This window comes from Streptomyces sp. NPDC005141, assembly GCF_053599975.1.
Window position 1 is genome coordinate 1 of the sequence record NZ_JBSFYW010000091.1, and the last position, 24,738, is coordinate 24,738.

Consider the following 24,738-nt stretch of genomic DNA (forward strand, 5'->3'; position numbering starts at 1 on the left):
GGGCTGGTCTCAACCCGGCTGGTGCTGATCTTGTAAGCCCCGCCACCTGCTAGGTGCCGGGCGAAGTGAGCTAGGAATCCCCCTCCTCCAGGGAGGGGGAGGAGTCAATGTGTGCTCCGTATCGTCGTCGCTGGGGGCACGGACTGCGGCGCTGGGGTCAGGCGGTGACCTGACCCGGTGTGACGACCTCGGTGATGCCGCGTGCGGCGAGGTGTTCCCGGTCGGCGGCGCGGCTCGCGAGGACAGTGGTGGGGCGGACCCCGTCGGCGGTCAGCCGGGCGAAGGCCTCGAAGACGGGGCCGCCGGGCGCGCAGACCGAACGGCCCTGCGCGGTGTCGACGGCCAGCGCGGTGGTGCGCGTGGCGGGGACGCCGGTACGGCCCTCCTTGACGATCCTCGCGATGGCCTCACCGGCGGGCTTGGTCCGCCGGTCGTTCGTCAACAGGCCGAGGCTGTATTCGAGTTCGGGGAAGTCGGCGAGGTCGCGGCTGACGTCGTGCGAGCACCACCAGGTCACGCCCCACAGATCGGGGCAGTCCAGGGCGCCCGCGACGGTCGCCTCGGTGAAGGCGGCCGCGTGCTCGGCGGGGATCAGGGGGGCCGGGGCGCCGACCTCCTGGAGCCAGACCGGCCGGTGCGGGTCGTCCGCCCAGGCCTTGGACAGCTCGATCAGGTAGGCGGCGTGCTGCTCGGTGGCGACGCCGGTACGGCCGTGACGCTGTGCCGTGCCGTTGAACACCCACGAGTGCACGGCGGTCATCGCGCCGAGCCGGGCCGAGTGCTCGGGCGTGAACGGCTGGTCGTCCTGGTACCAGGCGGCGTCGTACGAGGCGTGCAGATGCGTCCTGCCGGGGGCGCCCTCCTCGCAGGCGGCCAGCAGGCGCCGCAGCCACGCCTCGGCCTGGCCGGCGGTGACACGGTCCGGGTCGGGGTGCGGGCCGGCCGCGAACTGGTTGACCTCGTTGCCGATCGTCATGCCGATGAAGTTCGGCTGGTCGGCGAGGGCCGCGGCCAGGGTGCGCAGGTACTCCGCCTCCCCGTCGATCACGTCCGGGTCGGTGAAGATGTTCCGCCGGTGCCAGGTGCGCGTCCAGGCCGGCAGGAAGTCGAAGCTCGACAGGTGTCCTTGCAGGCCGTCCACGTTGACGTCGAGTCCCCGCTCGCCCGCCGCGTCGGCGAGCGCGACGAGCTGCTCGACGGCCCGCGGGCGGATCAGCGTCCGGTTGGGCTGGAAGTAGGGCCACAGCGGGAAGACCCGGATGTGGTCCAGGCCGAGCGCGGCGACGGAGTCGAGGTCGGCGCGTACGGAGTCCAGGTCGAAGTCGAGCCAGTGGTGGAACCACCCGGCACTCGGGGTGTAGTTGACGCCGAAGCGCACGGCAGGAGGCATGCGGGATCCTTGCGAATCGAAAGGACGGGAGTGCGGAGGTGCGGAGGTGCGGAGGTGTGGGAGCGGAGGCCCGGGGCGAACGGCCCCTGGCCGTCAGCCCTTCACGGCTCCCTCGCCCACACCGCGGAAGAAGTACCGCTGGAGGCAGGCGAAGAGGGCGATCAGGGGTGCCACGGCGATGATCGTGCCCGCGGCGACGAGCCGTTCGTCGTTGGCGAAGGTGCCGTGCAGATAGTTGAGTCCGATGGTCAGGGTGAACTTCGACGGATCGCTGAGCACGATGAGCGGCCACAGGAAGTCGTCCCAGGCACCCATGAAGGCGAAGATCGCGACGACGGCGAGGGTGCCCTTCACCGAGGGCAGCGCGATCCGCAGGAACCGCTGCCAGACGTTGGCCCCGTCGACGAAGGCCGCCTCCTCGATCTCGTAGGGGAGGTTGAGGAAGGCGTTGCGCATCAGCAGCACGTTCATCGCGCCGATGCAGCCGGGCAGGACGACCCCGATCAGCGTGTTGTTCAGACCGAGCTCCCGCATGGTCGTGAACTGGGCGATGATGATGCCTTCGACGGGCACCAGCATGGCGAGGATGAAGACCAGGGTGGTCACGCGCCGGCCCCGGTAGCGCAGTCGGGCCAGGGCATAGCCCGCGAGTGCCGAACCGACGCAGTTGGTGACGACGTTGGCGCCGGCGACCTTGAGCGAGTTGAGGGCGTAGTCCCAGACCGGGATGATGTCGGCGACCCGCTGGTAGTTGTGCAGGGTCGGGTCGCCGGGGAGGAACTTCGGCGGCGAGCTGAAGATGTCCTCGGTCGGTCCCTTGAGCGAGGTGGACAGCTGCCACAGGAACGGGCCGACGGTGAGGGCGAGGACGGCCAGCAACAGCAGGTAGCGCAGGGCGAGTTCCCACGCGCGGACGTGACGTCCGTGTTCGTCGGTGACGCGACGGCGGGGCGGGCGCTCCGCCCCCGGTCGCCGCTCGGTGGGACGCACCTTTTCCGGCACGCTCACGCGTCCTCCTTCCGGTCGGCACGCAGCACGAGCAGCATGAGCGCGACGGTGACGACGAAGACGACGACCGAGATGGCCGACGCGTAGCCGACCCGGCCGGTCAGTCCGGTGCCGGTGCGCTGGACGAGCATGACGAGGGTGGTGTCCTCGCCCGCCGGGCCGCCGTCCGGGCCCGCCATCAGGTACACCTCGGAGAACACCTTGAAGGCGGCGACCGAGGAGAGCGCGGCGACCAGCACCATGGTGGAGCGGACGGCGGGCACGGTGACCGTGAGAAAGCGGCGCACCGCGCCCGCGCCGTCCACCGCCGCGGCCTCGTGCAGCTCGCGCGGCACGTTGGCGAGTGCGGCCAGGTAAATGATCATGTAGTAGCCGAGGCCCTTCCAGACCGTGACGGCCATGGCGCTGAGCAGGAGCAGCCACTGGTCGCTGAGGAAGCCGACCTTGCCCACCCCGATCGCCTCCAGCAGCGCGTTCACCAGCCCGCGTTCGTCCAGGAGCCACACCCAGATGAGCCCGACCACGACGATCGACGCGACGACCGGGGTGTAGAAGGCCGACCGGAAGAAGGTGATGCCGGGGATGTTCTTCTGGACGAGGAGCGCGAGCAGCAGCGGCAGGAGCACGAGCGCGGGGACGACCCCGAGGACGTAGAGCGTGCTGTTGCGCAGTCCGGTCCAGAACATCTCGTCGTGCAGCAGCTCCCGGAAGTTGGCGAGGCCCACGAACTCGCCGGGGATCAGGGTGCGGCGGTCGGTGAAGGAGTTGATCACCGTCGAGACGAACGGGTACAGGATGAAGACACCCACGACCAGGAGGCCGGGTGCGGCGAACAGCCAGGGCCCGGCGGCCAGTTGCCGCCGCACCCGGGTCCCGGACGGTCGCGCCCGGTCGCCGGGCCGCCGCCCCGGGGATGGAGACCTGGACTCCGGGGAGAGGGTCCGGGGTTCCCGCACGGTGCTGGAGGAGCGTGCCATGTCCGCTCAGCCCTGCTGCCGAAGCAGTGTGTCGCAGGCCTTGACAGCGTTGTCAAGAGCCGTCTTGGGGCTCTCCTTGCCCTGGAGCGCCTTGGCGACCTCGTTGCGCAGCGCCGTCTTCATCTGCTCGCTGAACAGGACCGGCGTGTAATTGACCGCGTTCTTCAGCGACTTGGCGGCGGCGATCCGCACGCGCGTCTCGTCGGTGCCGTCCTCCTCGGTGAAGTACGGGTCGTCCAGGGATCCCGCGGTGCTCGGGAAGATCGCGACCTTCTTGGCGAAGGACATCTGGTTGCGCGCGTCGGTGACGTAGTGCGCGAAGGCGACCGCGGCCGGCGTCCGCTTGGTGCGCGAGTTGACCATCACGCCCATCACGTACATGTTCACCTTGCCGGTGCTGGTGATCTGGTCCGTGATGCCGATGTTCTTGTAGAGACTCGGCGCCTGCTTCTTGAAGTTGCCGAGGTCCAGGGCGCTGCCCGGGTTCATGGCGACGGCGCCGGTCAGGAACTTCTTGCCGGACGACTCCGGAGTGGCGGTCAGCGCCTGCGTGTCGAGCGCCTTGGCGTCGTACAACTCCTTGTATTTGGTGAGGAGTTCGACTCCCTTGGTGTCGTTGAAGGAGAACGCGGTGCCCTCCTTGTTCATCAGCTCGACGCCGTAGCGGCCGAAGTCCTCGATGGTGGGCACGTTGGCGAGGGTGGCGACCTTGCCGTCGCTCTTCTTCGCCAACCGGAGCGCGTCCGCGAAGAGTTCGTCGTACGTCGTCGGAGGCTTCGACGCGTCGAGTCCGGCCTGCTTGAACAGCGACTTGTTGTAGAAGAGCGGGCCGGTGTTGAGGTACCAGGGGAAGGCGTACGTGCCGGTCATGCCCGGGACCTGGTGCCCGGCCCAGGCGCCGTCCAGGTACTCCTTCTTGTACTGGCCGGCGGACTTGTCGAGGTCGAGCGCGAGGCCAGCCTTGGCGAGCGGGGCGACGAGGTCGGGCGAGACGTTGACGACGTCGGGCAGGGTGCCGCCCGCCGCGTCCGCGCTGATCTTGTCGGCGTAGCCCTCGGCGGGCTGGTCGATCCACTTCACGTGGGTGCCGGGGTACTTCTTCTCGAAGTCGGCGATCACGCCCTCGAAGTACGGCTTGAAGTTGGCCCTCAGGTTCCAGGTCTGGAAGGTGATGTCGCCCTCGACCTTGCCGGAGGCGTCCGTCGAGCCGCCGCCGTCGTCACCGGAGCCGCAGGCACTCAGCGGCAGGACGAGGGCGACGGCGGCGGCGACAAGTGCTCTGCGGGGTATGGGCACGGTGACACGGCTCCCTTGCGGCGTCGGCAGATGGTGGCGCCAGCGACCTTGCCCGGCCGACTTCAGGGAAGTCAATGGATTAGAGCGGACTAAATGAATCCGCGGAACATTAGTGCAGGTCAGCGTATTGCCAACAGCAGCTTGCGCACGATCACTAATGCGCTTTAGGCTTTGATCACTCAAGCGCATTAGTGCACAGCTTCAAGAAAGGGGGAGCCACCATGCCGGCCAAGCGGTCCCCCGCGCGCCGTCCGACGATGAAGGACATCGCGCGCCGCGCCGGGGTCTCCGAGAGCGCGGTCTCCTTCGCGCTCAACGACCGGCCCGGCGTCTCCGAGGTCACCCGCGACCGGGTCCGCCGGGTCGCCGAACAGCTCGGATGGCGGCCCAGCACGGCGGCGCGCCAGCTGTCCGGCGAGGGCGCGGCCACCGTCGGCCTGGTGGTGGCACGCCCCGCCGACACCCTGGGCGTGGACTCGTTCTTCCTCCAGCTGATCTCGGGAATCCAGGAGGTGCTGGCGGAGCGTCATCTCGGCCTGCTCTTCCAGGTGGCCGAGGACGTGGACGCCGAGTGCGCGGTCTACCGGCGCTGGTGGGCGGAGCACCGCGTGGACGGTGTGCTGGTCGTCGACCCACGCGTGGACGATCCGCGTCCGGGTCTCCTCGACGAGCTGGGTCTGCCCGCCGTGGTGATCGGCGGGGCGCCGGACGCCCGGCATCCGGGACTGTCCACGGTCTGGGCGGACGACGCGGGCGCGATGGCCGCGGTCGTCGACGAGCTGTACGCCCTCGGCCACCGCCGGATCGTGCACATCGCCGGTCTGCCGGGGCTCGCCCACACCGAGCGGCGCATCCGGACGCTGCGCGCGGAGGCGGAGCGGCGGGGCCTGGCCGAGGTCCGCTCGGTGACCACGGACTACTCGGACGCCGAGGGCGCCGCGGTCACCCGCCGCGTGCTGGAGAGCGCCGTCCCGCCGAGCGCCCTGGTCTACGACAACGACGTGATGGCCCTCGCCGGCGTGGCCGCGGCGACGGAGCTGGGCTTCACCGTCCCGGGAGACGTGTCCGTCGTCGCCTGGGAGGACTCCCCGCTGTGCCGCATGGTCAGACCGTGGCTGTCGGCGCTCTCCCGGGACACGGTCCAGTTCGGCCGCACGGCGGCCCAGGAACTGACCGCGCTCCTGGACGGCGGGCCGGCCCGCACGGTGCGGGTGCCGGTGCCTCGGCTCATCGAGCGGGAGAGCACGGGGCCCCGCCGGGCGTGAGCAGGTCCCCCGTCGGGGCTCCGGCGACCGGTCCGGTGACCGGCCGTGAACGGGGCGTTCCCGAGCGGAGGACCGGGCGATGCGGCCAGGTTCCCTTCGTTCCGCCGGCCGTCGCCCCTGCCGGTTCCGCCGGCCGTCACGCCGGTCCTCTCCACGGTCGTCCCGCCCTGGCGGGACCGGACGGTCTCACGCGCTACGGGGGGCCTCGCGGGCAACCTCGGCCGGTACGCCGCTCGACGCCCGCGAGGGCCGGGCGAAAGGTCCAGGGCCGCGGACTCTCGACGCGGCGCCCCACCTCCGGGCAGAGTGCTCCTCGTAACTACTCGCCAGTACGCCAGGAGTGAGGAGCGCCCGTGACCACCTGGGTCGGCCGGACCGCCACCGAGATCGCCGCAGCCGTACGCGAGAAGCGGGTCACCCCCCGCGAGGTGGTGGCCGAACACCTCGCGCGGATCGAACGGCTCGACGACCGTGTCGGCGCCTTCCGCACGGTCCGCGCCGAGGCCGCCCTCGCGGAGGCCGACGCGCTGGCGACCGGGGATCTCGGCCGGCTCCCCCTCGCGGGCGTGCCGGTGGCGGTCAAGGACAACCTCGCGGTGCGCGGCGAGTCGAACCGCAACGGCTCCGCCGCGACCGCGGACACGCCCGCCGACGAGGACCATGTCACCGTGGCCCGGCTGCGTGCGGCGGGCGCCGTCGTGGTGGGCCTGACGAACGTGCCCGAGCTCTGCGTCTTCGGCACCACGGACGGTGTGTACGGCAACGCCCGCAACCCCTGGGACCTGTCCCGCACGGCGGGCGGTTCCTCGGGCGGCAGCGCGGCGGCGGTCGCCGCCCGGATGGTGCCGATCGCACTCGGCAACGACGGGATGGGCTCGCTGCGCATACCCGCCGCCAACTGCGGTCTGGTCACGCTGAAGCCGGGCCATGGCGTGGTCCCGGCCGGGATCGGTCACGGCGACTGGTTCGGCATGTCGGAGAACGGCCCGCTCGCCACGACGGTCGAGGACCTCCGGCTGCTGTTCTCCCTCCTCGCGGACACCGAGCCGGCGCCTCCCGCGGAGCCCGTCACCCGCAGGATCGCCGTCTCCGTACGCAGTCCGCTGGCCGGTGTCCGCGTCACCGGGCCGTATACGAGAGCGGCCAGGGAGGCCGCCGCCCTGCTGGCCGAGGCGGGTCACCAGGTGCGCTCCGCGAACCCGCCGTACCCGCTCTGGCTGAGCACGACCTCCCTCGCGCACTGGACGGCGGGCACCGCGGTGGACGCCGAGGATCTCGACCCGCGCAGACTGGCCCGGCGCACCCGGGTGCACGCCGCGGTCGGACGCCGCTTCGTGACCGGGGTGCGCAAGGGAGCGCGCCGCGAGCAACTCCGCGGCCGCCTGGCACCGTTCTTCGCGGAGCACGACGTGCTGCTCACCCCGGCGCTCGCCCGACGCAGTCCCACCTCCGTCGACTGGCACAAGCGGGGCTGGCTGCGCAATCTTCTGGCCAACACCAACTACTCGCCGATGACGCCGCCGTGGAACCTCACCGGCTGGCCCGCGATGTCGGTCCCGTTCGGGACACTGCCGAGCGGCGCCCCCTGCGCCGTGCAGCTCGTGGGCCTGCCCGGCTCCGAGGCGGCTCTGCTCGACGTGGCCGGACAGCTCGAGGTACTGCACCCGTGGCGGCGTACCGCACCCCTCGGCTAGCCGGGAACGGGGTCCTTGGCGGCGCGGCCCAACTCGGTCACAGCGCGCGGTACATGATGTGCAGACCCACCGGCCCGTGCCGGGCGTGCTCGTAGGCGTCCGGGACGGTGCCGAGAACGGTGAAGCCGAGCGAAGTCCACAGCCCGACGGCGGGGTTGGTCTCCACGACCGCGTTGAACACCATGCTCCGGAAGCCGTCGGCCTTCGCGGCGGCGAGGACGTGCTCGGCGAGGGCGCGGCCGATGCCGCGTCCGCCGTGGTCCGGGTCGACCATGAATTCGGCGTTGGCGACCCGCGCGGCGGGACCGTAGTTCGCGGTGACGTAGGCGGAGCCGACGACGGCGCCGGTGTCGTCCTCGGCGACGTACACGCGCTTCCCCGGGCCCGTCCACAGGGCGCGGGCGGTCTCTTCGGAGGTGTCCGGATCCCAGGCGTAGGTCTCGCGGGCGGCGACGATCCGGTGCCGGAAAGGCCAGATCCGCGGCCGGTCGTCGGCCGCGGCTTGTCTGATCAGCATGGGCGCGAGTCCTGCACGCCCATGCCGTCAGCGATCGCGATGGACCCTGGCGTCGGTCAGTCGACGCTGGGCAGGATGTGGGGCTCGGCGAGGTCGTCCTCGTAGCCCGCGAGGCGGATGGGGGCGGACCTGGCCCACACGTCCAGGCTGCCGAGCTTGGTGTCGGTCCCACCGCCAGAGCGCTCCGTCTGTTCCTTGGGGCGCTGATCGCGATTCGTCTTCTCTGGTGTCACCGCGCACTCCTTATGTGTCGGGTAACCCTCGGGACATACGGCACGGTACGCGCCGCTCACCTGACGTCCGCTCGGGTCTGAGTCGAATCAGTTAGGGACGCGGTGGCGCCGGTAACTCGTATGAGAGCAGGCCGTGGTAGCCGGCTTGTCCCGGGACGGACCGTGGGTGTGGGTGGACCCCAGTAAGGCTGCCCGTCGGCTACAGGGTAACCAAATGAGCAGGCCCCTGCTCGATGGGGCTGAAAACTTGAGGTTACTGTCACACGTCATCCAGGACTCATCAGGCCCCGATCTGCGGCGATTTGAAGCGTGATGCCCGCTTCGCTACCACCCATTCGGCTCAAAACCGACCCTGGGCGTGGGCGCCGGGACCGGCCCACGGGTATGCCTGAAGTCACCGTCGGCCGACGGTGACTCGCGCAGCCGGCATCGAAGCCGGCACGCAGTTCAGGTCCCGTTGGCCGGATCGCAAGGAGGCCATGCTCTGCTGGCGCCCGGCAACGGCCTTTCTCGCGGGAGGACTGACGCATGGAGCTGCGCGGCGTCGAGGAGCTGATGGATCTGCTGCACGCGTGCCGGGGCGCCTGGGACACCCCGGACCTCCCCCACTCCCGGCCTCGCTCGAGCGGGGGGACACCCCTCGGCGACCCCGTCGATCTGCACGACCACGCGCTGCAGACCGCCGCGCTGCTGCGGCGGGGCCACCCCAGCGACAAGGAACTACAGGTCGCGGGCCTGGTGCACGACATAGGGCATCTGCTCAGGCCGGGTGACGACGCCGGGCACGCCGACCACGCGGCCGACGCGGTCCGGTCACTGCTCGGCGAGCGCGTCTCCCGCCTCGTACGTCTGCATGTGGCGGCGAAGCGCTATCTGACGGCCACCTCACCGGGCCGGGGCCCGTCCCCGCGGAGCGCGCTCACCCTGACCGCGCAGAGTGGCGCGATGACCCCGCGCGAGATGGCCGCGTTCGAGCAGGACCCGCTGGCCGAGGACGCGGTGACCGTGCGGCAGGCGGACGACGCGGGCAAGGTCGTGGGCCTGGACGCCGGGGTCATGGAGGACTGGCGCACGGTACTGGAGTTGGTGGCGCAACGTTCCGCGCGCCTCGGGGCCGCGGACTGACGGCGCCCAGGCCCCCTCGCCGACCGAGCCGCCTCCCCAGCCGGGCCCCCTCGCCACCCGAGCCGCCGACCGCGGCCGGGGCCCTCGCCGCCGAGCCCCGGCCGCCGCGTCCGCGACGACCGCCGCGCAAAAGAGCCGCTCACGGCGCTCGGCGTCCTGGCCGTCGGGCGGCAGCAGTCGCCGCCGGGGCCTGTCGGCTGACGGTGCGTCATGAGACGGTACGCGGATGATGTCGCCGTACATGCTGGAGGGCAGGGCCGCCATCGTCACCGGGGCCTCGCGCGGGATCGGTCTCGCCGTCGCCGAGGCGCTCGCCGGAGCGGGTGCGCGGGTGTGCGTGACCGCGCGGGACGCCGACGCGGTACAGCGAGCCGCCGAGCGGGTCGGCGGCATCGGGCTCGCGGGTTCCGTCGCCGACGGGGCGCATCTGACGGAGCTGACCGCGCTGACGCTCGACACCTTCGGGCGCGTCGACATCGTGGTCAACAACGCGGCGACCAACCAGCCCTACGGCCCCCTCATGGACGCCGCACCGGAGCGCTGGCGCGAGGCGTTCGCCGTCAACGTCGAGGCCCCTCTGCGGTTGACGCAGTCCGCCTGGCGGGCCTGGATGGGCGAGCACGGCGGGACCGTGGTGAATGTCTGCACGGAGGGTGCCGGACACGTCGGGCCGCAGGTGGGCGCGTACGGCACGAGCAAGGCCGCCCTGCTCCATCTGACCCGGCAGCTGGCCGGGGAGCTGGCCCCGAAGGTGCGGGTCAACTCGGTCTCCCCCGGTCTCGTCCGCACCGAGATGGCCCGTTTCGTCTGGGAGCACTCCGAGGACGAGCTGGGCGCCGGGCTCCCGCTCGGCCGTATCGGGCGGCCCGAGGACGTCGCCCGTGCCGTGACGTGGCTGGCGTCCGACGCGGCCGAGTGGATCACCGGGGCGGATCTGCTGGTCGACGGGGGGACGCGGGTGCGGGCGGCGTACGCGGGCTCCCCCGCCCACGCCGTCCACGAACGCCTCCGGGCACGGACACCCGACGGCTGAGGGGGTGCCGGGTCCCAGCGGTACAAGGCCTCGGGGTGGCATGTGCCCACGGGCAGCCCAGGCCCTCGGGGAGATGCGAGCGCTCCCGGCGATACGAGCGCCCGGTACGACGGCGGAAGCACCGCTGCCGCGCCCGCCGTCGTGACCGCCCACGGGCGTGGTCAGCGCTCGCGGGCGCCCGCCGTCATCCCCACGTCCCGGCGCCCGCCCTCGTCACCACTTGCCCGGCGCGTAGTCCTTCAGGAAGACGCCGTACAGGTCCTCGCCGTGTTCGCCGCGGACGATCGGGTCGTACACGCGGGCCGCGCCGTCGACGAGGTCGAGCGGGGCGTGGAAGCCCTCGTCGGCCAGGCGCAGCTTGTCGTAGTGCGGGCGCTCGTCCGTGATCCAGCCGGTGTCGACCGAGGTCATCAGGATGCCGTCGGTCTGGAACATCTCCTGGGCGCTGGTGCGCGTCACCATGTTCATGGCGGCCTTCGCCGCGTTCGTGTTCGGGTGGCCCGCGCCCTTGTAGCCCCGGCCGAACACACCCTCCATCGCCGAGACGTTGACGATGTACGAGCGCTTGGCGGGCGCCCGGCGCGCGGCCTCGGCCATCAGTGTCCGCAACTTGCTGATCAGGATGAACGGCGCGGTGTAGTTGCACAGCTGGGTCTCGAGCAGCTCCACCGGGGAGATCTGTTCGATGGTCTGCACCCAGGTGTTGCTGTCGACGACGTCGGGGACCAGGCCGCCCGCGTCGATGGCCGTGCCGTCGAGGTGCCGGGCGACGCTGGCGTTGCCCGCGACCAGCGCGAGGTCGGCGACCTTCTGCGCGTCGATGCCGCTGGTGCCGAGGGGCAGCGCCGCCAGACCGTCGACGGCGCCGGAGTTGAAGGCGCCGATGACGTGGCTGGCGGGCAGTTCACCGGCCGGCAGCGGGGCGCTCTCGCCGTCGACGAGCGCGGCGTAGGCGGAGGGCAGACGACGTACGGTCTGCGTCGCGTTGTTGATCAGGATGTCGAGCGGGCCGTGCTCGGCGACCCGGTCGGCCAGGGCCACGGCCTGGGCGGGGTCGCGCAGGTCGATGCCGACGACCTCCAGGCGGTGCATCCAGTCCGCCGAGTCGTCCATGGCCTTGAAGCGGCGGATGGCGTCCTTCGGGAAGCGCGTGGTGATGGTGGTGTGGGCACCGTCACGCAGCAGCCGCAGCGCGATGTACATGCCGATCTTGGCGCGGCCACCGGTGAGCAGCGCCCGCTTGCCGGTGAGGTCGGCGCGGGCGTCGCGCCGGGCGCGGTTCAGGGCGGCGCAGTCCTGGCAGAGCTGGTGGTAGAAGTAGTCGACCTCGACGTAGCGGGTCTTGCAGGTGTAGCAGGAGCGCGGGCGCTGGAGTATCCCCGCGATCTTTCCCTCCTCCGTCACCGACGACGGCAGGATGCCCTCGGTCTCGTCGTCGATGCGCTGGGCGGAACCGGTCGCGGTGGACTCGGTGACCTGCTTGTCGTGAGCCGTCTTGGCGGCGCGCCGGTCCTGGCGGCGGCGCTGCTTCACGGACCGGTAGATGCCCGCGGTGGCGCGGCGCACGGTGATGGCGTCGGGGTGGTCGACGTCGATCTTCTCGAGTTCGTCGAGCACGCTGAGGCAGACGGCCAGCCGCTCGGGGTCGATACCGGGACCGAACGCGACGTCCGCCGCTTCTGTCGTGTCCACGGCGGGGGTCGCCCGGCCGTCCTCTGTCACCGTCATCGCTGCTGCCGTTCCTCGGGTTGTGCGCCGCGTTCGAACCGCGCTCGCTTTCGAATGCGGAATTTTACGGAGCAATCGCGCGCGGCACCAAACCCGTGATCATCATGGCGTGCAGGCGGTGATCAGTGTGCGCACCTCCTCGGTCAGGGAACGGGCCAGCAGATCGAGGTCCGGCACGGCCTCCGCGTCGGCGACGAGCCCGTAGTGGACCTTGCCCCGGTAGGTCGAGACGGCCACCGCGAGGGCCTGGCCACGGGCCAGCGGGGCGAACGGGTAGACCTCGGTGAGCGGGCAGCCACCGAGCTTCAGGCCGAGGCTGGGCAGCGGCACGCTGGTGACGAGGATGTCGAACAGCAGCCGGGCGGCCTGGCCCACGACCGGGCCGCCGAGCCGGTGCCCGAGCGGCGGCACGTGGTCGGCGAGCAGCGCGACGGCACCGGCGCCCCGGTTGGGTCCCGCGTCCTTGTTCCGGTCCATCGCCGTCCGCACGGCACGCAGCCGGCCGAGCGGGTCCGGGTCGTCGACAGGAAGCCGTATCAGGTAACCGGAGAGCCGGTTGCCCTGGGGGTGAGCGGTCCGCGGGCGGCGCCTGGAGACGGGGATCAGGGCGCGCGGGGAGACGCCCTCGCTGCCGTCACCGCGCTCGTCGAGCCAGCGGCGCAGTGCGCCCGCGACGACGGCGATCAGGACGTCGTTGACGGTCCCGCCGACGGTCTTGCGGACGACGTGCACGTCGTCGAGGTCGATGACCACACCGGCGGTGCGCCGGGTGCCGGTGGGCTCGGAGGTGAGGGCGGGCGAGGACTGGACGCCGAGTGTGGCGCGGGCCACCGAGGTGCCGATGTCCAGGGCGCGGCCCACGTCGGAGAGGGTGCCGCGGACCAGACCGGGCAGCTTGCGGATGTCCGGGAAGAGCCCGCGGGGCTGCTCGGCGGGGCGCGGGCGGGGCTCCGGCAGGTCCATCGGGTCCATGATGGCGGCGGCGAGCATCAGCGCCCTGAGCCCGTCGGCGAGCGCGTGGTGGAACTTGAAGAGCACCGCGAAGGACACGCCGTCCTCGCCGGGAAGCACGTGGGCTTCCCAGGGCGGCCGGTCGCGCTCCAGCGGGCGTTCCATCAGCCGGCCGGCCTCGGCGTGGAAGTCGGTGGTCGGCGCGTGCAGCAGGACGTGGTCCAGCGGCTCGAAGTCGGGTGCGGGCTCGCGGGCCGCGCTGCCGAAGGCGAGGGGTGCCAGCGGCTGCCACACGTCACGGATGCGCATCCGCAGTCCGGGGACGGCGGCGGCGCGGGCCGCGAGCAGGTCCGCGGCGTGGGCACCGGCGGTGGGTGAGTGCGCGGCGAAGACACCGAGGGCGCCGAGGTGCATCGGATGCCGGTCGGACTCGATGTTCCAGAACGCAAGGTCGAGTGGTGCGAGCAGGTCAGAAGTCAAAGGCTTGCTCTCGCGTCGGCAGCGGGTGAGCTTGCAGTCAAACCCGGACCGGTGATTACGGTCAAGTACGATCAGGCTACGCTCAGTTAACACCAGATTAAGTCCCGCCCCTCCCGGGAGGGGCGGGACTCTTTTCACCTCACGACATGTCCTGCGTCACTTCAGGACAGGCACGCCCTCCGTCACTTCAGGACCGGAGGCGCCGCGGAGGCCGACGTTCCCCACTCGGACGGCTCCGAGCCGACCGTGAAACCGAGTGAGCGGATGCCCCGCAGGGTGCCGGTCGTCAGGTACGTGCGGCCGTACGAGGATCCGTCCACCCGGGCCGACTGGATGTACCGGTCGGTGTCCGACGTGCCCGGCGCCGTCACCGTCAGAGCGCCCAGCGGGTAGTAGCGCCGGTCGAGCGTGAGGTCGACCCGCTCGAACACGGGGGTGGACAGCCCCCAGGTGTCGTAGCCGGGCTGGACGGGGAAGATCCCGATGGACGACAGGACGTTCCAGGCGGACATCGTGCCGAGGTCGTCGTTGCCGGTCATCCCGGTGGGCGCGTCCGTGAACAGGGTCAGCGCCGCGTGCACGACGTCGGTCGTCTTCCACGGCTGCCCCGTCGACAGATAGGTGTACGGGGCGATCAGGTCGGGCTCGTTCTGCGGGTTGTACTTGTCCGCGTTGTAGTAGGCGTACGGGCCGTTGACCCAGACCTCGCGGGCGGTCTTCGCGGGGTCCTTCAGCAACTGCCCGTAGGCGAAGAACGAGTCGAGCCGGTCGTTCGCCGCCTGCTTGCCGCCGATCAGGTCCACCATGCCGGGCAGGTCCTGCGGCACGAGCCACTGGTACTGCCAGGACGTGCCCTCGTGGAAGCCTTCGCTCTGGGCCGGGTCCGCCGGTCCGGTGAACGCTCCGGAGGCGTCCCGCGCACGGAAGAAGCCGGTCGAACCGTCGTGTACCGCGCGGTAGTTCTGGGCCCGCGCCAGGTAGCGCGCGGCGTCGTCGGCGTGACCCAGATCCCGTGCCATCGCGCCGAGCATGGCGTCCGACAGGGCGTACTCCAGCGTCGCGGAGGCGCCGTGGTCGTAGTCCGAGTCGCCGGGCTTCGCGTGCGGGCGGCCCTTGACGTAGGGCGCGAAGCCGTTCGCGATGTACTCCCTGTTGGCCTCGCGGCCCACCGCCGGCGAGTCGGCGGGCGGCACGCCGTCGGCGTTCTTCTTCAGCGCGCTGTAGGCCCGCTCCTCGTACCCCTGGAGCAGGCCCTGCTGGTAGGCGTTGGTGAGGAACGGGGTGACCGGGTCGCCGGTCATGATGTTCGTCTCGACCGTGCCGTAGCCCCACTTGGGCAGCCAGCCGCTCTCCTCGTCGATCTTGATCACGGAGATCGCCATGTCACGCGCCTCGCGCGGCGCGAGCAGGGACAGCAGCTGCGACTGGGTGCGGTAGGTGTCCCACAGCGACCAGTTCTGGTAGTACGTGAAGCCCTTCGCGCGGTGGATCCGCTGGTCCCAGCCGGTGTAGCGGCCGTCGGCGTCGCTGCCGATGTTGGGCGCGAGGAAGGAACGGTAGAGGGACGAGTAGAACGTACGGCGCAGGGTGTCGGAGCCGCCCTTCGCGCGCACGTCGTCGAGCCGGTCCTCCCACGCGCGGTGCGCGGCGCCGCGGACGGCGTCGAAGGAACGGCCGCCCTCGGAGCGGAGGTTGACGGCCGCGCCGCGGGCATCGACGTACGAGAGCGCGGTGGTCGCCTCGACCGTACGGTCGCCGGTGGTGTCGAAGCGCACGAAGGCGCCGCTCCGGCCGGTGCCGGCGGTCTCCTCGGAGCCCTCGGTGACGGTGTCGCCGTTCCAGGTGCCCGAGGTGGTGAACGGCCGGTCGAAGCGGGTGATCGTGTACACCGTGTAGGGCTTGGTGCCCTGGCAGAAGCCACTGCCGGTGATCGCCGTGCGGACGGTCCGGTTGTCCAGGATCTCGACCTTCGTCGAGACCGTCCGGTGCAGCGACTGGCCCGCGTTCAGCAGCACGTTGGCCTTGTCCGTGGCCGGGAAGGTGTAGCGCTGCACGCCGGTGCGCTCCGTGGCCGTCAGTTCGGCCTCGATCCCGGTCTTCAGACCGACCTTGTAGGAGCCGGGGTGTGCCTCCTCGGTGTCGTGGCTGAACTCGGCCTCGTACTTCGCGTAGTCCGTTCGCGTGACGTCCCCGGTGGTGGGCAGGACGGGCAGGTCGCCGCCGAGACCGCAGCCGACACCCGAGAGATGGACGAGGGAGAAGCCGCGGATGTGGTTCTGGGAATGGTCGTACCCGGTGTTGTGGCCGGTGTCCGGCGAGAACTGCACCATGCCGAAGGGCACGGCGGCGCCGGGATAGGTGTTGCCCTCGTTCTCCGTTCCGATGAAGGGGTTCACCAGATCGGTGAGTTGGCCGTCACGCGGCTCGGCGGCCTGTGCGGTGGGCAGGGCGAACAGCGCGGAGGCTGTCACCAGCCCGGCCGTGCACAGGCGCAGGCGCCGGGTCCATCTCATGCGGGAGACCTCCGGTGGGTGATCGACATCGTTGTCTCATGCATGGTCGGGTCGGGGGATCGGCTTTCCGGGCAACCGGCGAGGATCCCGCGGGACGCGTCGCGTCCGGGCACGGCGCGTCCGAGACCGTCCCAGCCGATGACATCGTTGTCAGAGCGGCAACGTTGTCATCGACAGCAGTTGGCATGACAACACGCGTCGCCACCCCCTGTCCAGGGACATGACAAACGGCTCCGGGGTCCCGGCTGGGTGAACCCGGTGTCCGGGGCCGTTGTCCGCGCACGGCGGCCTGGGCCCCGGCCGTCGCCCGAGGACGTCGGCAAGGGCCCGGGGCGCCCTGTGCCGGTTACGGCACGCGCTGGCCCTTGCCCAGGCCGATCACGCCGCCCTTGGAGACCGTGTAGAGGTCGGAGTCGCGCTCCGGATTGACGCCGATCGTCGCGCCCGGCGGCACCTCGACGTTCTTGTCGAGCACCGCGCCGCGCACCACGGCACCCCGGCCTATCTTGACGTTGTCGTGCAGGATCGAGCCCTGCACCACCGCTCCGGGATCGACGACCACGCCCGGCGACAGGACCGACCGCGTCACCTGCCCCCGGATCAGGCACCCCGCGCTGATGATGGACTCGCTCGCGATGCCCCCCGCGTTGAACCGCGCGGGCGAGAGCTGCCCGGAGCTGGTGTAGACGGGCCAGCTGCGGTTGAACAGGTTGAAGGCGGGACGCTCGGCGATCAGGTCCATGTGGGCGTCGTAGTAGGCGTCGAGGGTTCCCACGTCACGCCAGTAGCCCTGGTCGCGGGTGGTCTCGCCGGGTACGTGGTTGTCACTGAAGTCGTACAGCTGCGCCTCGCCCCGGTCGGTGAGCGCGGGCAGGACCGAACCGCCCATGTCGTGAACGGAGTTCTCGTCCTCGGCGTCCCGCTGGAGCGCCTCGATCAGCGCCTTGGTGGTGAAGATGTAGTTGCCCATCGAGGCGAAGACGCACTCCGGGTCGTCCGTGAGTCCCGGCGGGTCGGCGGGCTTCTCCAGGAAACCCCGCACGGACTGCCCGTCGGAACCGGGGCTGATGACGCCGAAGGACGACGACTCCGAGCGCGGCACCCGTATCCCGGCCACCGTCACACCCGCGCCGCCCTCGATGTGCTGCGCGAGCATCTGCCGGGGGTCCATCCGGTAGACGTGGTCGGCGCCGAACACCGCGACGTACTCGGGCTGTTCGTCGTGGATCAGGTTGAGCGACTGGAGGATCGCGTCCGCGCTGCCCAGGTACCAGCGGGGCCCGAGCCGCTGCTGGGCCGGAACCGGCGTCACATAGTTGCCGAGCAGGCTCGACATCCGCCAGGTGGTGGTGATGTGCCGGTCCAGCGAGTGCGACTTGTACTGCGTGAGCACGCAGATGCGCAGGATGTCGGCGTTGACGAGATTGGAGAGTACGAAATCCACGAGGCGGTACGTGCCGCCGAAGGTCACCGCTGGTTTCGCCCGGTCCGCCGTGAGCGGCATCAGCCGCTTGCCCTCACCGCCCGCCAGTACGATTCCCAGCACCGAAGGTCCACCGCGCCGCATGCCGCCGCCCCTCTACGCCCGGTAGGGCCACGCCCGGCTGCCCGGGCCCGCCCGTGTCTCTGAAGCTCGCCTGTCCGATGGTTACCCCGGTTTGAGGACTTCCTCGTACAACCGGACGGTCTTTCGGGCCACCGCGTCCCAGCCGAACTCCCCCACCGCGCGCCGCCGTCCGGCCTCGCCCATGCGGCGGGCCGTCTCGGGGTCGGCGAGCACGGAGTCCAGGGCCGCCGCCAGAGCGGCCTCGAAGTCGTCCTGGAGCGGCACGAGCAGGCCCGTCTCTCCGTCCTCGACCACCTCGGGGATGCCGCCGACGCGCGAGGCCACCACCGCCGTCCCGCAGGCCATCGCCTCCAGGTTGACGATGCCGAGCGGCTCGTACACCGAGGGGCAGACGAACACGGCCGCGTGTGTGAGGAGTTGGATGACGTCCGGACGGGGCAGCATCTGCGGGATCCAGTGGACGCCGTCGCGCACAGCGCTCAGCTCCTGGTACAGCTCGCGGAACTCCCGGTCGATCTCCGGGGTGTCGGGGGCACCCGCGCACAGCACCACCTGCGCGGCCGGGTCGATGTCCCGCACCGCGCGCAGAAGATGGGGCACGCCCTTCTGCCGGGTGATGCGGCCGACGAACAGGATGTACGGGCGACCGGTGTCCAGGCCGATCCGCTCCAGGACGTCCGTGCCGTGGTCGGGCCGGTAGAGGGAGGTGTCGATGCCGTTGTGCACGACGTGCACCCTGCCCGGGTCCAGCACCGGGTAGCAGCCGAGAATGTCCTCGCGCATGGCTCCGGAGACCGCGATCACGGCGTCCGCGGCCTCGATCGCGGTGCGCTCGGCCCAGCTGGACAGGGCGTAGCCGCCGCCGAGTTGCTCGGCCTTCCAGGGGCGCAGCGGTTCGAGGGAGTGGGCGGTCATCACATGCGGGATGCCGTGCAGGAGCTTTCCGAAGTGTCCCGCGAGGTTGGCGTACCAGGTGTGGGAGTGGACGAGTTCGCGGCCTTCGAGGGCGGCGGCCATGGAGAGGTCCACGGAGAAGGTGCGCAGGGCGTCGTTGGCGCCGTCGAGCGTGGGCCAGGGCCGGTGGCGGACGACCCCGCCGGCGCCGCCCTCGCCCCAGCAGTGCACGTCGAGTTCGGTGAGAGCGCGCAACTCCCGTGCGAGGAACTCGACATGGACGCCCGCACCGCCGTACACGTCCGGCGGGTACTCCCTGGTCAGCAGTCCCACGCGCACACAGAACCCCCGTGATAGCCGGCTGGTGCCCCTCATGGTCACTCAGTTGAAGCCGATACGGAAGACCACGCGGGAAGCCCCGCCGTCAGCCCCGGCCGGGCGCGGGCCGCGGCGGGCGGTCGAAGCAGCAGTCGCCGCAGACTCCGCCGCCGGGAACCCGGTAGTAGAGGCAGCAGCTGCGGCGGCGGAGCGTCCTGGGGTCGAGGGTGCCGGCGAGGTCGGGGTGCTCGAAGAGCCGCCCGGCCAGTGTCCTGGCCCGCTCGCCCACGTCCGGGCGCCCGTGGGCGAGCGCCCAGCGGTCCAGCCCGCGCACGGCTCCGGCCAGGGCTGAGCCCGCGTTGCCCCACAGCAGGGCCGGTGAGACGCGGTGACGCGAGCGCAGGGCCGCGCTCAGCGGAACGAGAAGTCCGTCGCGCACGACCGCGTCGAGATCGGCCACGGGCCGGGGGCGGACCTCGGAGAGCCACAGATCGTCCGGAACGCCGGCGTCCGGGTCCCAGCGCAGCAGCTCCGGGTCGAGGTCGGGCAGCCGGCCGCAGAGCACGGCGGCACCGAGCGCGATCGACCAGAACCGGGCCGCCAGACCCTGGTGTGCCACCGATGCCGCGACCCGCGGCTCCGGCGCCCGAATATTCTGCGCGACCTTCTGGACGCGGAAAGTTACAGGATCCCCGTAAACATCTTCGGGGGTCCCGAATCGCGGGTTCCCCCAGGCGCTCGTGAGGGTTGGCAGGGGGCCGCTCGGCGCTACGCCGGTGCGTAGTACGAAGAATCCGCCGAGCGTGTCGAGCACTGTGAGTCGGGGGTCGAGGTCCACGAAGAGCAGTAGTACCAAGCCCCCTAGGGGGAACCACCAGTGGATCGGCCCGTGGTGTCGCCCACCCTGGGGAGGACAAGGGGCGTTTCGTACTCCATCGGCAGTAGGACCCAATGACTGCTCAGGGACGACGACGAGAACTAAATCGCGGGGCATCGTTGTTTGCATGGAAGCCGACCGTTCGTCGCGCCGGGCCGCTGCTCCGCGCCGTACGCAGAGGAGGGACTCATGAGTGCCCTCGCTTTGTCCGTAGTGCTCTCGTTCGTCTCGGCCGTCGCGTATGCGGGCGGCGCGATCGTTCAGGAGCAGGTCGCGCTGACCTCTCCCGGCCAGACCTACGCACCGCTGCGCAGGCCGGGCTGGTGGGCCGCCGTGGCGTTGAACGGCCTCGGCGGGCTGCTGCACGTGGTCGCCCTCGCCTTCGGCCCGCTCAGTCTCGTGCAGCCGCTCGGCGCGCTGACCATCGTCTTCGCGCTTCCGATGGCGGCCCTGTTCGTCGGCCGGAAGGCCGGAGCGACCGCCTGGCGGGGCGCGATCATGGCCACCGTGGGCCTGGCCGGCCTGCTGTCACTGGTCGGCGCGTCCGACGCGCAGTCCCTGAGCAGTCCCCAGCGCCTGGCGCTGGCCATCGTGGCGGGCGGCGCGGTCGCCGCCCTCATGGTGGCGGGGCGCGCGGCGCACCGGCACCCGGCCGTGCGCAGTGTGCTGCTGGCGGTCGCGGCGGGCATCGCCTTCAGCATGTCCTCCGTGTTCACCAAGACCGTCACGGTGGACTGGTCCCAGCACGTCTCGCTCGCCAACCTGTCGAGCCTCGCCGCCATCGGTGTCTTCGCGACGGCCGGCATGCTGCTCTCGCAGGCCTCGTACCGCGGCGCCGGCCTGGAGGCGCCGCTGGCCACCCTGACGGTCGTGAACCCCGTCGTGGCGGCCGCGGTCGGCATCACGATGTTCGGCGAGACCTTCCGCTACGGCACGACCGGCACCGCGCTCGCACTGGGCTGCGGCGTCGTCGCGGCGGGCGGTCTGATCCTGCTCACCACCGACCGGATCGGCAGCGGTGGCCGGACGGCGACCGCTCCCGCGGAGCTCGCGGACGTGCCGGAGACGGACGCCCGGGAGCCGGGCGACGCCCACCTGCCCGTCGACGACGAGCCTTCCACGGCGGCCGTCCCGGCCCTCTCGGCACCCCGGCTCCCCGAGCCGCTGGTCCCGGTCGCCACCGACCTCGGCGCTCTCACGGTCACCGAGGCGACCGTGGAGAAGCTGCTGGCCGGGCTGCCCAAGCCTTCCGAGGCGGGCGACGGCGCGCTCGTACCGGCCCCGCAGCCCGGTGCCGTGAGCGCGTTCATGCCGGCCCCGCAGGCCTCTGCCGTGAGCGGGTTCGTACCGGCCCCGCAGCGCGGTGCCGGAGGCGTGTTCGCACCGGCTGCGCTCAGGGCTCCCGCTCCGGCGATGGAGGTCGTCGCCTCGCAGGACCCGGCGGCGGCGGACGAGCTGCCCTTCCTGACCGCGATGCTCGGCATGCCCTACGCGCCGATGCCGTTCGTCAACCACCACCGCACCCGAGTCAAATCCTGACGCCGCCCGCCCGGAGGTAGGCCACCGGGTCGATGTCAGAACCGAAGCCGGGCCCCGTCCGCACCTCGAAGTGCAGATGCGGGCCCGTGCTGTTGCCCGTGGACCCTGAGCGGCCGATCCGCTGGCCGCCCACCACGCTCTGCCCCGCCTTCACGGAGATCGCGGAGAGGTGGGCGTACTGCGTGTAGCGGCCGTCGGCGTGCCGGATCACCACCTCGTAGCCGAAGGATCCGCCCCAGCCGGAGCTGACCACATGACCGGCGGCGACCGCCTCGACGGAGGTGCCGGTCGGCACAGGGAAGTCGACGCCCGTGTGGTACCCCTTCGACCAGGAGGAGCCGGCGGCACGGTAGGGCGTGCCGGTCGCCGCCCTCACCGGGGCGACGAACGAGTGCGTCTTCCCGGCCTTCTCCGGGGTCGTCCTGTGCGGAGACGTCGTGCCGGCCGAGGCCTTCTTCGCCGGCGTCCTCGTGGGCGCCTTGGCGGGCGTCTTCGCGGGGGTCTTCGTCGGCGCCTCCCGCGTGTGCGCGGGCGCCTGGGCCTTGCCGCGCAGGTTCAGCCGCTGGCCCGGCAGGATCAGGTCCGGGTCGGAGCCGACGGTCGTGCGGTTCGCGGCGTACAGCCCCTGCCAGCCGCCCTCGACATGCCGGGAACCGGCGATGCCGGACAGCGTGTCGCCGTGCACGACGGTGTACATCTCCGCGGTCCCGGCCTGCGACTGCGGCGTGGTCTGCGGCTTCACGTCCCGCACCGAACGCTGCTTCGCCGTCTGCGGCGCGGTCCCCGCGGGGCTGATGTCGGGGGCGGCGCCACCTCTGGTCAGCCCGCCGCGGACCGAGCAGACCGGCCAGGCACCGGGGCCCTGGCCCTTGAGCACCTTCTCGGCGATGGCGATCTGCTGGTCCTTCGTGGCCTGGTCCGCGCGCCGCGCGTAGGCCTTGCCGCCGTACGCCTCCCAGGTGGACTGGGTGAACTGCAGTCCACCGTAATAGCCGTTGCCGGTGTTGATGCTCCAATTGCCGCTGGACTCGCAGGCGGCGACCTTGTTCCAGGTGCCGACATCGGCCGCTTGGGCGACTCCGGTTCCGACGAAGGGGAGCGCGATCCCGGCGCCGCCCACCGTGACGGTGAGTGAGGCGCGGTTGATCCTGTTCGGCTGATACCGGCGGTGCCGGCCGCGTACGGCCATGAGGGAGCCCCCCTAGACATGCGTCAGGAGCGGCAAAAGTAAGCGCTGGGAACAGGCCAGGACAAGGTGGCAATCGGTCGCTCCCAAAAGGCGGTTGACCGGCCGTCCCCCCTCCGGCGGCCCGAACGCGCTCCGTACGGTCGGTGACCGGGCCGCCGCGGGACCCGGGTGTGCCGCCCCGCCGCTCCGTGGCCTGTGGGCATCGGTTTCCGGTGTCCGGCGACGGGCGGGCGGAAACGCGCCGCCGGAACGGGCTCCGCGGGAGCGCGGACCCGGTGAGGGATGCCGGAAACCCCCGCCACCGGCAGCCGACGGCGTACGGCCTGGCCGAAATCCGCCCTCGCGACGCCGGGGCGGCCTGCTGCGTTGACACCTCCGACGCGTCAGGATGGCCTGGGGCAATACTGGCGAACAGCACGGACGAGCACGACCGGCGGCACCGACGGCGGAGTTTCCCTCCCTGCCGGTCGCCGGACTTCTTACCGGACTTCATAGGAGCCATCCGAATGAGCACTTCAGCCCAGATCGGCGTCACGGGTCTCGCGGTCATGGGACGCAATCTCGCCCGCAACTTCGCGCGCAACGGTTACGCGGTCGCCGTGCACAACCGCACCGTGGCGAAGACGAACGCGCTGGTGGAGGAGTTCGGCCACGAGGGCACGTTCGTGGCGGCCGAGACCGCGAAGGAGTTCGTGGCGGCGCTGGAGCGCCCCCGGCGCCTGGTGATCATGGTGAAGGCGGGCGAGCCGACCGACGCGGTGATCCAGGAGTTCGCCCCGCTCCTGGAGCCCGGCGACATGATCATCGACGGCGGCAACGCGCATTTCGCGGACACCCGGCGCCGCGAGCGCGCGCTCCGCGAGCAGGGCATCCACTTCGTCGGCACGGGCGTCTCCGGCGGCGAGGAGGGCGCGCTGCACGGGCCGAGCATCATGCCGGGCGGCTCGACCGAGTCGTACGCCTCACTCGGTCCGATGCTGGAGAAGATCTCCGCGAAGGCCGCCGACGGGGCACCGTGCGTCACGCATGTGGGTCCCGACGGCGCCGGGCACTTCGTAAAGATGGTCCACAACGGCATCGAGTACGCCGACATGCAGCTCATCGGCGAGGCCTACCAGCTGCTCCGTGACGTCGCCGGGTACTCCCCCGCGCAGATCGCGGACATCTTCCGCACCTGGAACACCGGCCGGCTCGACTCCTACCTGATCGAGATCACCGCCGAGGTGCTGTCGCACGTGGACGCGGCGACGGGCAAGCCGTTCGTGGACGTGGTCCAGGACCGGGCCGAGCAGAAGGGCACGGGCCGCTGGACCGTGCAGATCGCGCTGGACCTGGGTGTGCCGGTGTCCGGTATCGCCGAGGCGGTCTTCGCCCGCTCCCTGTCCGGACACGCCGACCTGCGCGCCGCCTCGCGCGGCCTCGCCGGTCCTACGGCGCAGCAGCTCGGCGAGTCCGAGGCCGCGGCCTTCGCCGACCGGGTGGAGCAGGCGCTGTACGCGTCGAAGATCGTCTCGTACACGCAGGGCTTCCACGAGATCACCGCGGGCAGCGACGAGTACGACTGGAACATCGACCTCGGCTCCGTCGCCTCGATCTGGCGCGGCGGCTGCATCATCCGGGCGGCCTTCCTCGACCGTATCCGCGCCGCCTACGACACCCGGCCCGACCTGCCGAGCCTGCTGTCGGACGAGACGTTCGCCCAGGAGATCGCGGCGGCCCAGGACGACTGGCGCGAGGTCGTCGTCGCCGCGACCCGCCAGGGCGTGCCCACCCCCGGCTTCTCGGCGGCCCTCGCCTACTACGACGCCCTGCGCGCCGAGCGCCTGCCGGCCGCCCTCACCCAGGGGCAGCGGGACTTCTTCGGGGCGCACACCTACCGCAGGACGGACCGCGAGGGGTCGTTCCACACGCTGTGGGGCGGCGACCGCTCGGAGGTCGAGGCGTAGGGCTGCCGCCCGGACCGGTCCCGGCCCGCATCACCCGGCCCCGATCAGCCCCGCTGCGCGGCACCCGGGCGGCCCCGGCCGGGCGCGTGAGTCTCCGTCCCTCAACCCCCCCCGCCGGGCCCCCCGGGCGGGGCGGCCCGCGGCCGGGGGGCACTGGCCGGTGGCGGGCCCGGGGTGAGGGGCAGCTCACGCGGCCGC

General features: G+C 71.5%; 19 protein-coding genes. 6 read left to right on the top strand and 13 right to left on the bottom strand.

Going from position 1 to position 24,738, the window contains the following annotated elements:
* Positions 1-157: 157 nt before the first annotated feature.
* The 4 genes from ACWD68_RS38640 to ACWD68_RS38655 all read right to left on the bottom strand — a co-directional run bounded on the left by ACWD68_RS38640 (position 158) and on the right by ACWD68_RS38655 (position 4,671).
* Positions 158-1,390 (bottom strand): glycoside hydrolase 5 family protein, encoded by a 1,233-nt coding sequence (locus ACWD68_RS38640; RefSeq protein WP_451811146.1) that lies wholly within the window; start codon positions 1,388-1,390, stop codon positions 158-160.
* Positions 1,391-1,483: 93 nt separating this feature from the next.
* The gene (locus ACWD68_RS38645; protein WP_451811147.1) at positions 1,484-2,398 is read right to left on the bottom strand and encodes a carbohydrate ABC transporter permease; all 915 of its coding nucleotides are present in this window, start codon (positions 2,396-2,398) and stop codon (positions 1,484-1,486) included.
* Positions 2,395-3,375 (bottom strand): carbohydrate ABC transporter permease, encoded by a 981-nt coding sequence (locus ACWD68_RS38650; protein WP_451811148.1) that lies wholly within the window; start codon positions 3,373-3,375, stop codon positions 2,395-2,397. Before ACWD68_RS38650 ends, ACWD68_RS38645 begins: the two co-directional genes overlap by 4 nt.
* Positions 3,376-3,381: 6 nt before the next feature.
* Positions 3,382-4,671 (bottom strand): ABC transporter substrate-binding protein, encoded by a 1,290-nt coding sequence (locus tag ACWD68_RS38655; RefSeq protein WP_451811149.1) that lies wholly within the window; start codon positions 4,669-4,671, stop codon positions 3,382-3,384.
* Between the two features lie 221 nt (positions 4,672-4,892).
* Here ACWD68_RS38655 and ACWD68_RS38660 point away from each other — a divergent pair, with 221 nt between their 5' ends.
* A complete protein-coding gene (locus ACWD68_RS38660; protein WP_451811150.1) occupies positions 4,893-5,936 on the top strand; it encodes a LacI family DNA-binding transcriptional regulator in 1,044 nt (347 codons plus the stop codon).
* 353 nt (positions 5,937-6,289) lie between these two features.
* Positions 6,290-7,630 (top strand): amidase, encoded by a 1,341-nt coding sequence (locus tag ACWD68_RS38665; protein ID WP_451811151.1) that lies wholly within the window; start codon positions 6,290-6,292, stop codon positions 7,628-7,630.
* Positions 7,631-7,667: 37 nt separating this feature from the next.
* Here the strand turns inward: ACWD68_RS38665 and ACWD68_RS38670 are convergent, their stop codons facing one another.
* Both ACWD68_RS38670 and ACWD68_RS38675 read right to left on the bottom strand, forming a co-directional pair.
* A complete protein-coding gene (locus ACWD68_RS38670; protein ID WP_451811152.1) occupies positions 7,668-8,147 on the bottom strand; it encodes an N-acetyltransferase family protein in 480 nt (159 codons plus the stop codon).
* Between the two features lie 56 nt (positions 8,148-8,203).
* Complete coding sequence (locus tag ACWD68_RS38675) at positions 8,204-8,380, bottom strand: hypothetical protein (protein ID WP_451811153.1); 177 nt, start codon at positions 8,378-8,380, stop codon at positions 8,204-8,206.
* A gap of 528 nt (positions 8,381-8,908) precedes the next feature.
* On the opposite strand from ACWD68_RS38675, the gene ACWD68_RS38680 reads away from it, so the two are divergent.
* A complete protein-coding gene (locus ACWD68_RS38680; RefSeq protein ID WP_451811154.1) occupies positions 8,909-9,505 on the top strand; it encodes an HD domain-containing protein in 597 nt (198 codons plus the stop codon).
* Positions 9,506-9,731: 226 nt separating this feature from the next.
* Positions 9,732-10,538, top strand: coding sequence for an SDR family oxidoreductase (locus ACWD68_RS38685; RefSeq protein ID WP_451811155.1), 807 nt, complete (start codon positions 9,732-9,734; stop codon positions 10,536-10,538).
* A gap of 213 nt (positions 10,539-10,751) precedes the next feature.
* On the opposite strand, the gene ACWD68_RS38690 is transcribed toward ACWD68_RS38685, so the two are convergent.
* The 6 genes from ACWD68_RS38690 to ACWD68_RS38715 form a co-directional block, all read right to left on the bottom strand.
* On the bottom strand, positions 10,752-12,266 hold the full coding sequence (locus tag ACWD68_RS38690; RefSeq protein ID WP_451811156.1) for an SDR family NAD(P)-dependent oxidoreductase: 1,515 nt from the start codon (positions 12,264-12,266) through the stop codon (positions 10,752-10,754).
* 102 nt (positions 12,267-12,368) lie between these two features.
* Positions 12,369-13,697 carry a wax ester/triacylglycerol synthase family O-acyltransferase gene (locus ACWD68_RS38695; protein ID WP_451811157.1) on the bottom strand — a complete coding sequence of 443 codons (1,329 nt, stop codon included), beginning with the start codon at positions 13,695-13,697 and terminating at the stop codon, positions 12,369-12,371.
* Between the two features lie 182 nt (positions 13,698-13,879).
* Positions 13,880-16,210 (bottom strand): GH92 family glycosyl hydrolase, encoded by a 2,331-nt coding sequence (locus ACWD68_RS38700; RefSeq protein WP_451811158.1) that lies wholly within the window; start codon positions 16,208-16,210, stop codon positions 13,880-13,882.
* Between the two features lie 346 nt (positions 16,211-16,556).
* On the bottom strand, positions 16,557-17,777 hold the full coding sequence (glgC, locus tag ACWD68_RS38705; protein ID WP_451811159.1) for a glucose-1-phosphate adenylyltransferase: 1,221 nt from the start codon (positions 17,775-17,777) through the stop codon (positions 16,557-16,559).
* Between the two features lie 81 nt (positions 17,778-17,858).
* A complete protein-coding gene (gene glgA, locus ACWD68_RS38710) occupies positions 17,859-19,010 on the bottom strand; it encodes a glycogen synthase (RefSeq protein ID WP_451811164.1) in 1,152 nt (383 codons plus the stop codon).
* A gap of 85 nt (positions 19,011-19,095) precedes the next feature.
* Positions 19,096-19,845 carry a (2Fe-2S)-binding protein gene (locus ACWD68_RS38715; protein ID WP_451811160.1) on the bottom strand — a complete coding sequence of 250 codons (750 nt, stop codon included), beginning with the start codon at positions 19,843-19,845 and terminating at the stop codon, positions 19,096-19,098.
* A 210-nt stretch (positions 19,846-20,055) separates the two neighbouring features.
* Between ACWD68_RS38715 and ACWD68_RS38720 the strand changes: the two genes are divergently transcribed.
* Entirely contained in the window at positions 20,056-21,405 is a 1,350-nt protein-coding gene (locus tag ACWD68_RS38720; RefSeq protein WP_451811161.1) for a DMT family transporter, read from the top strand.
* Here the strand turns inward: ACWD68_RS38720 and ACWD68_RS38725 are convergent.
* Positions 21,395-22,594, bottom strand: coding sequence for a transglycosylase family protein (locus ACWD68_RS38725; RefSeq protein WP_451811162.1), 1,200 nt, complete (start codon positions 22,592-22,594; stop codon positions 21,395-21,397). The two genes, ACWD68_RS38720 and ACWD68_RS38725, sit on opposite strands and share 11 nt — an antisense overlap.
* 506 nt (positions 22,595-23,100) lie before the next feature.
* Here ACWD68_RS38725 and gndA point away from each other — a divergent pair.
* On the top strand, positions 23,101-24,540 hold the full coding sequence (gene gndA / locus ACWD68_RS38730; RefSeq protein WP_451811163.1) for an NADP-dependent phosphogluconate dehydrogenase: 1,440 nt from the start codon (positions 23,101-23,103) through the stop codon (positions 24,538-24,540).
* The last annotated feature ends 198 nt before the right edge of the window (positions 24,541-24,738 follow it).

Coding starts and splice junctions, on each gene's coding strand:
- ACWD68_RS38640 (WP_451811146.1), bottom strand. CDS start 1,390: ATGCCTCCTGCCGTGCGCTTCGGCGTCAACTACACCCCGAGTGCCGGG.
- ACWD68_RS38650 (WP_451811148.1), bottom strand. CDS start 3,375: ATGGCACGCTCCTCCAGCACCGTGCGGGAACCCCGGACCCTCTCCCCG.
- ACWD68_RS38660 (WP_451811150.1), top strand. CDS start 4,893: ATGCCGGCCAAGCGGTCCCCCGCGCGCCGTCCGACGATGAAGGACATC.
- ACWD68_RS38670 (WP_451811152.1), bottom strand. CDS start 8,147: ATGCTGATCAGACAAGCCGCGGCCGACGACCGGCCGCGGATCTGGCCT.
- ACWD68_RS38680 (WP_451811154.1), top strand. CDS start 8,909: ATGGAGCTGCGCGGCGTCGAGGAGCTGATGGATCTGCTGCACGCGTGC.
- ACWD68_RS38685 (WP_451811155.1), top strand. CDS start 9,732: ATGATGTCGCCGTACATGCTGGAGGGCAGGGCCGCCATCGTCACCGGG.
- ACWD68_RS38690 (WP_451811156.1), bottom strand. CDS start 12,266: ATGACGGTGACAGAGGACGGCCGGGCGACCCCCGCCGTGGACACGACA.
- ACWD68_RS38700 (WP_451811158.1), bottom strand. CDS start 16,210: ATGAGATGGACCCGGCGCCTGCGCCTGTGCACGGCCGGGCTGGTGACA.
- glgC (WP_451811159.1), bottom strand. CDS start 17,777: ATGCGGCGCGGTGGACCTTCGGTGCTGGGAATCGTACTGGCGGGCGGT.
- ACWD68_RS38720 (WP_451811161.1), top strand. CDS start 20,056: ATGAGTGCCCTCGCTTTGTCCGTAGTGCTCTCGTTCGTCTCGGCCGTC.
- ACWD68_RS38725 (WP_451811162.1), bottom strand. CDS start 22,594: ATGGCCGTACGCGGCCGGCACCGCCGGTATCAGCCGAACAGGATCAAC.
- gndA (WP_451811163.1), top strand. CDS start 23,101: ATGAGCACTTCAGCCCAGATCGGCGTCACGGGTCTCGCGGTCATGGGA.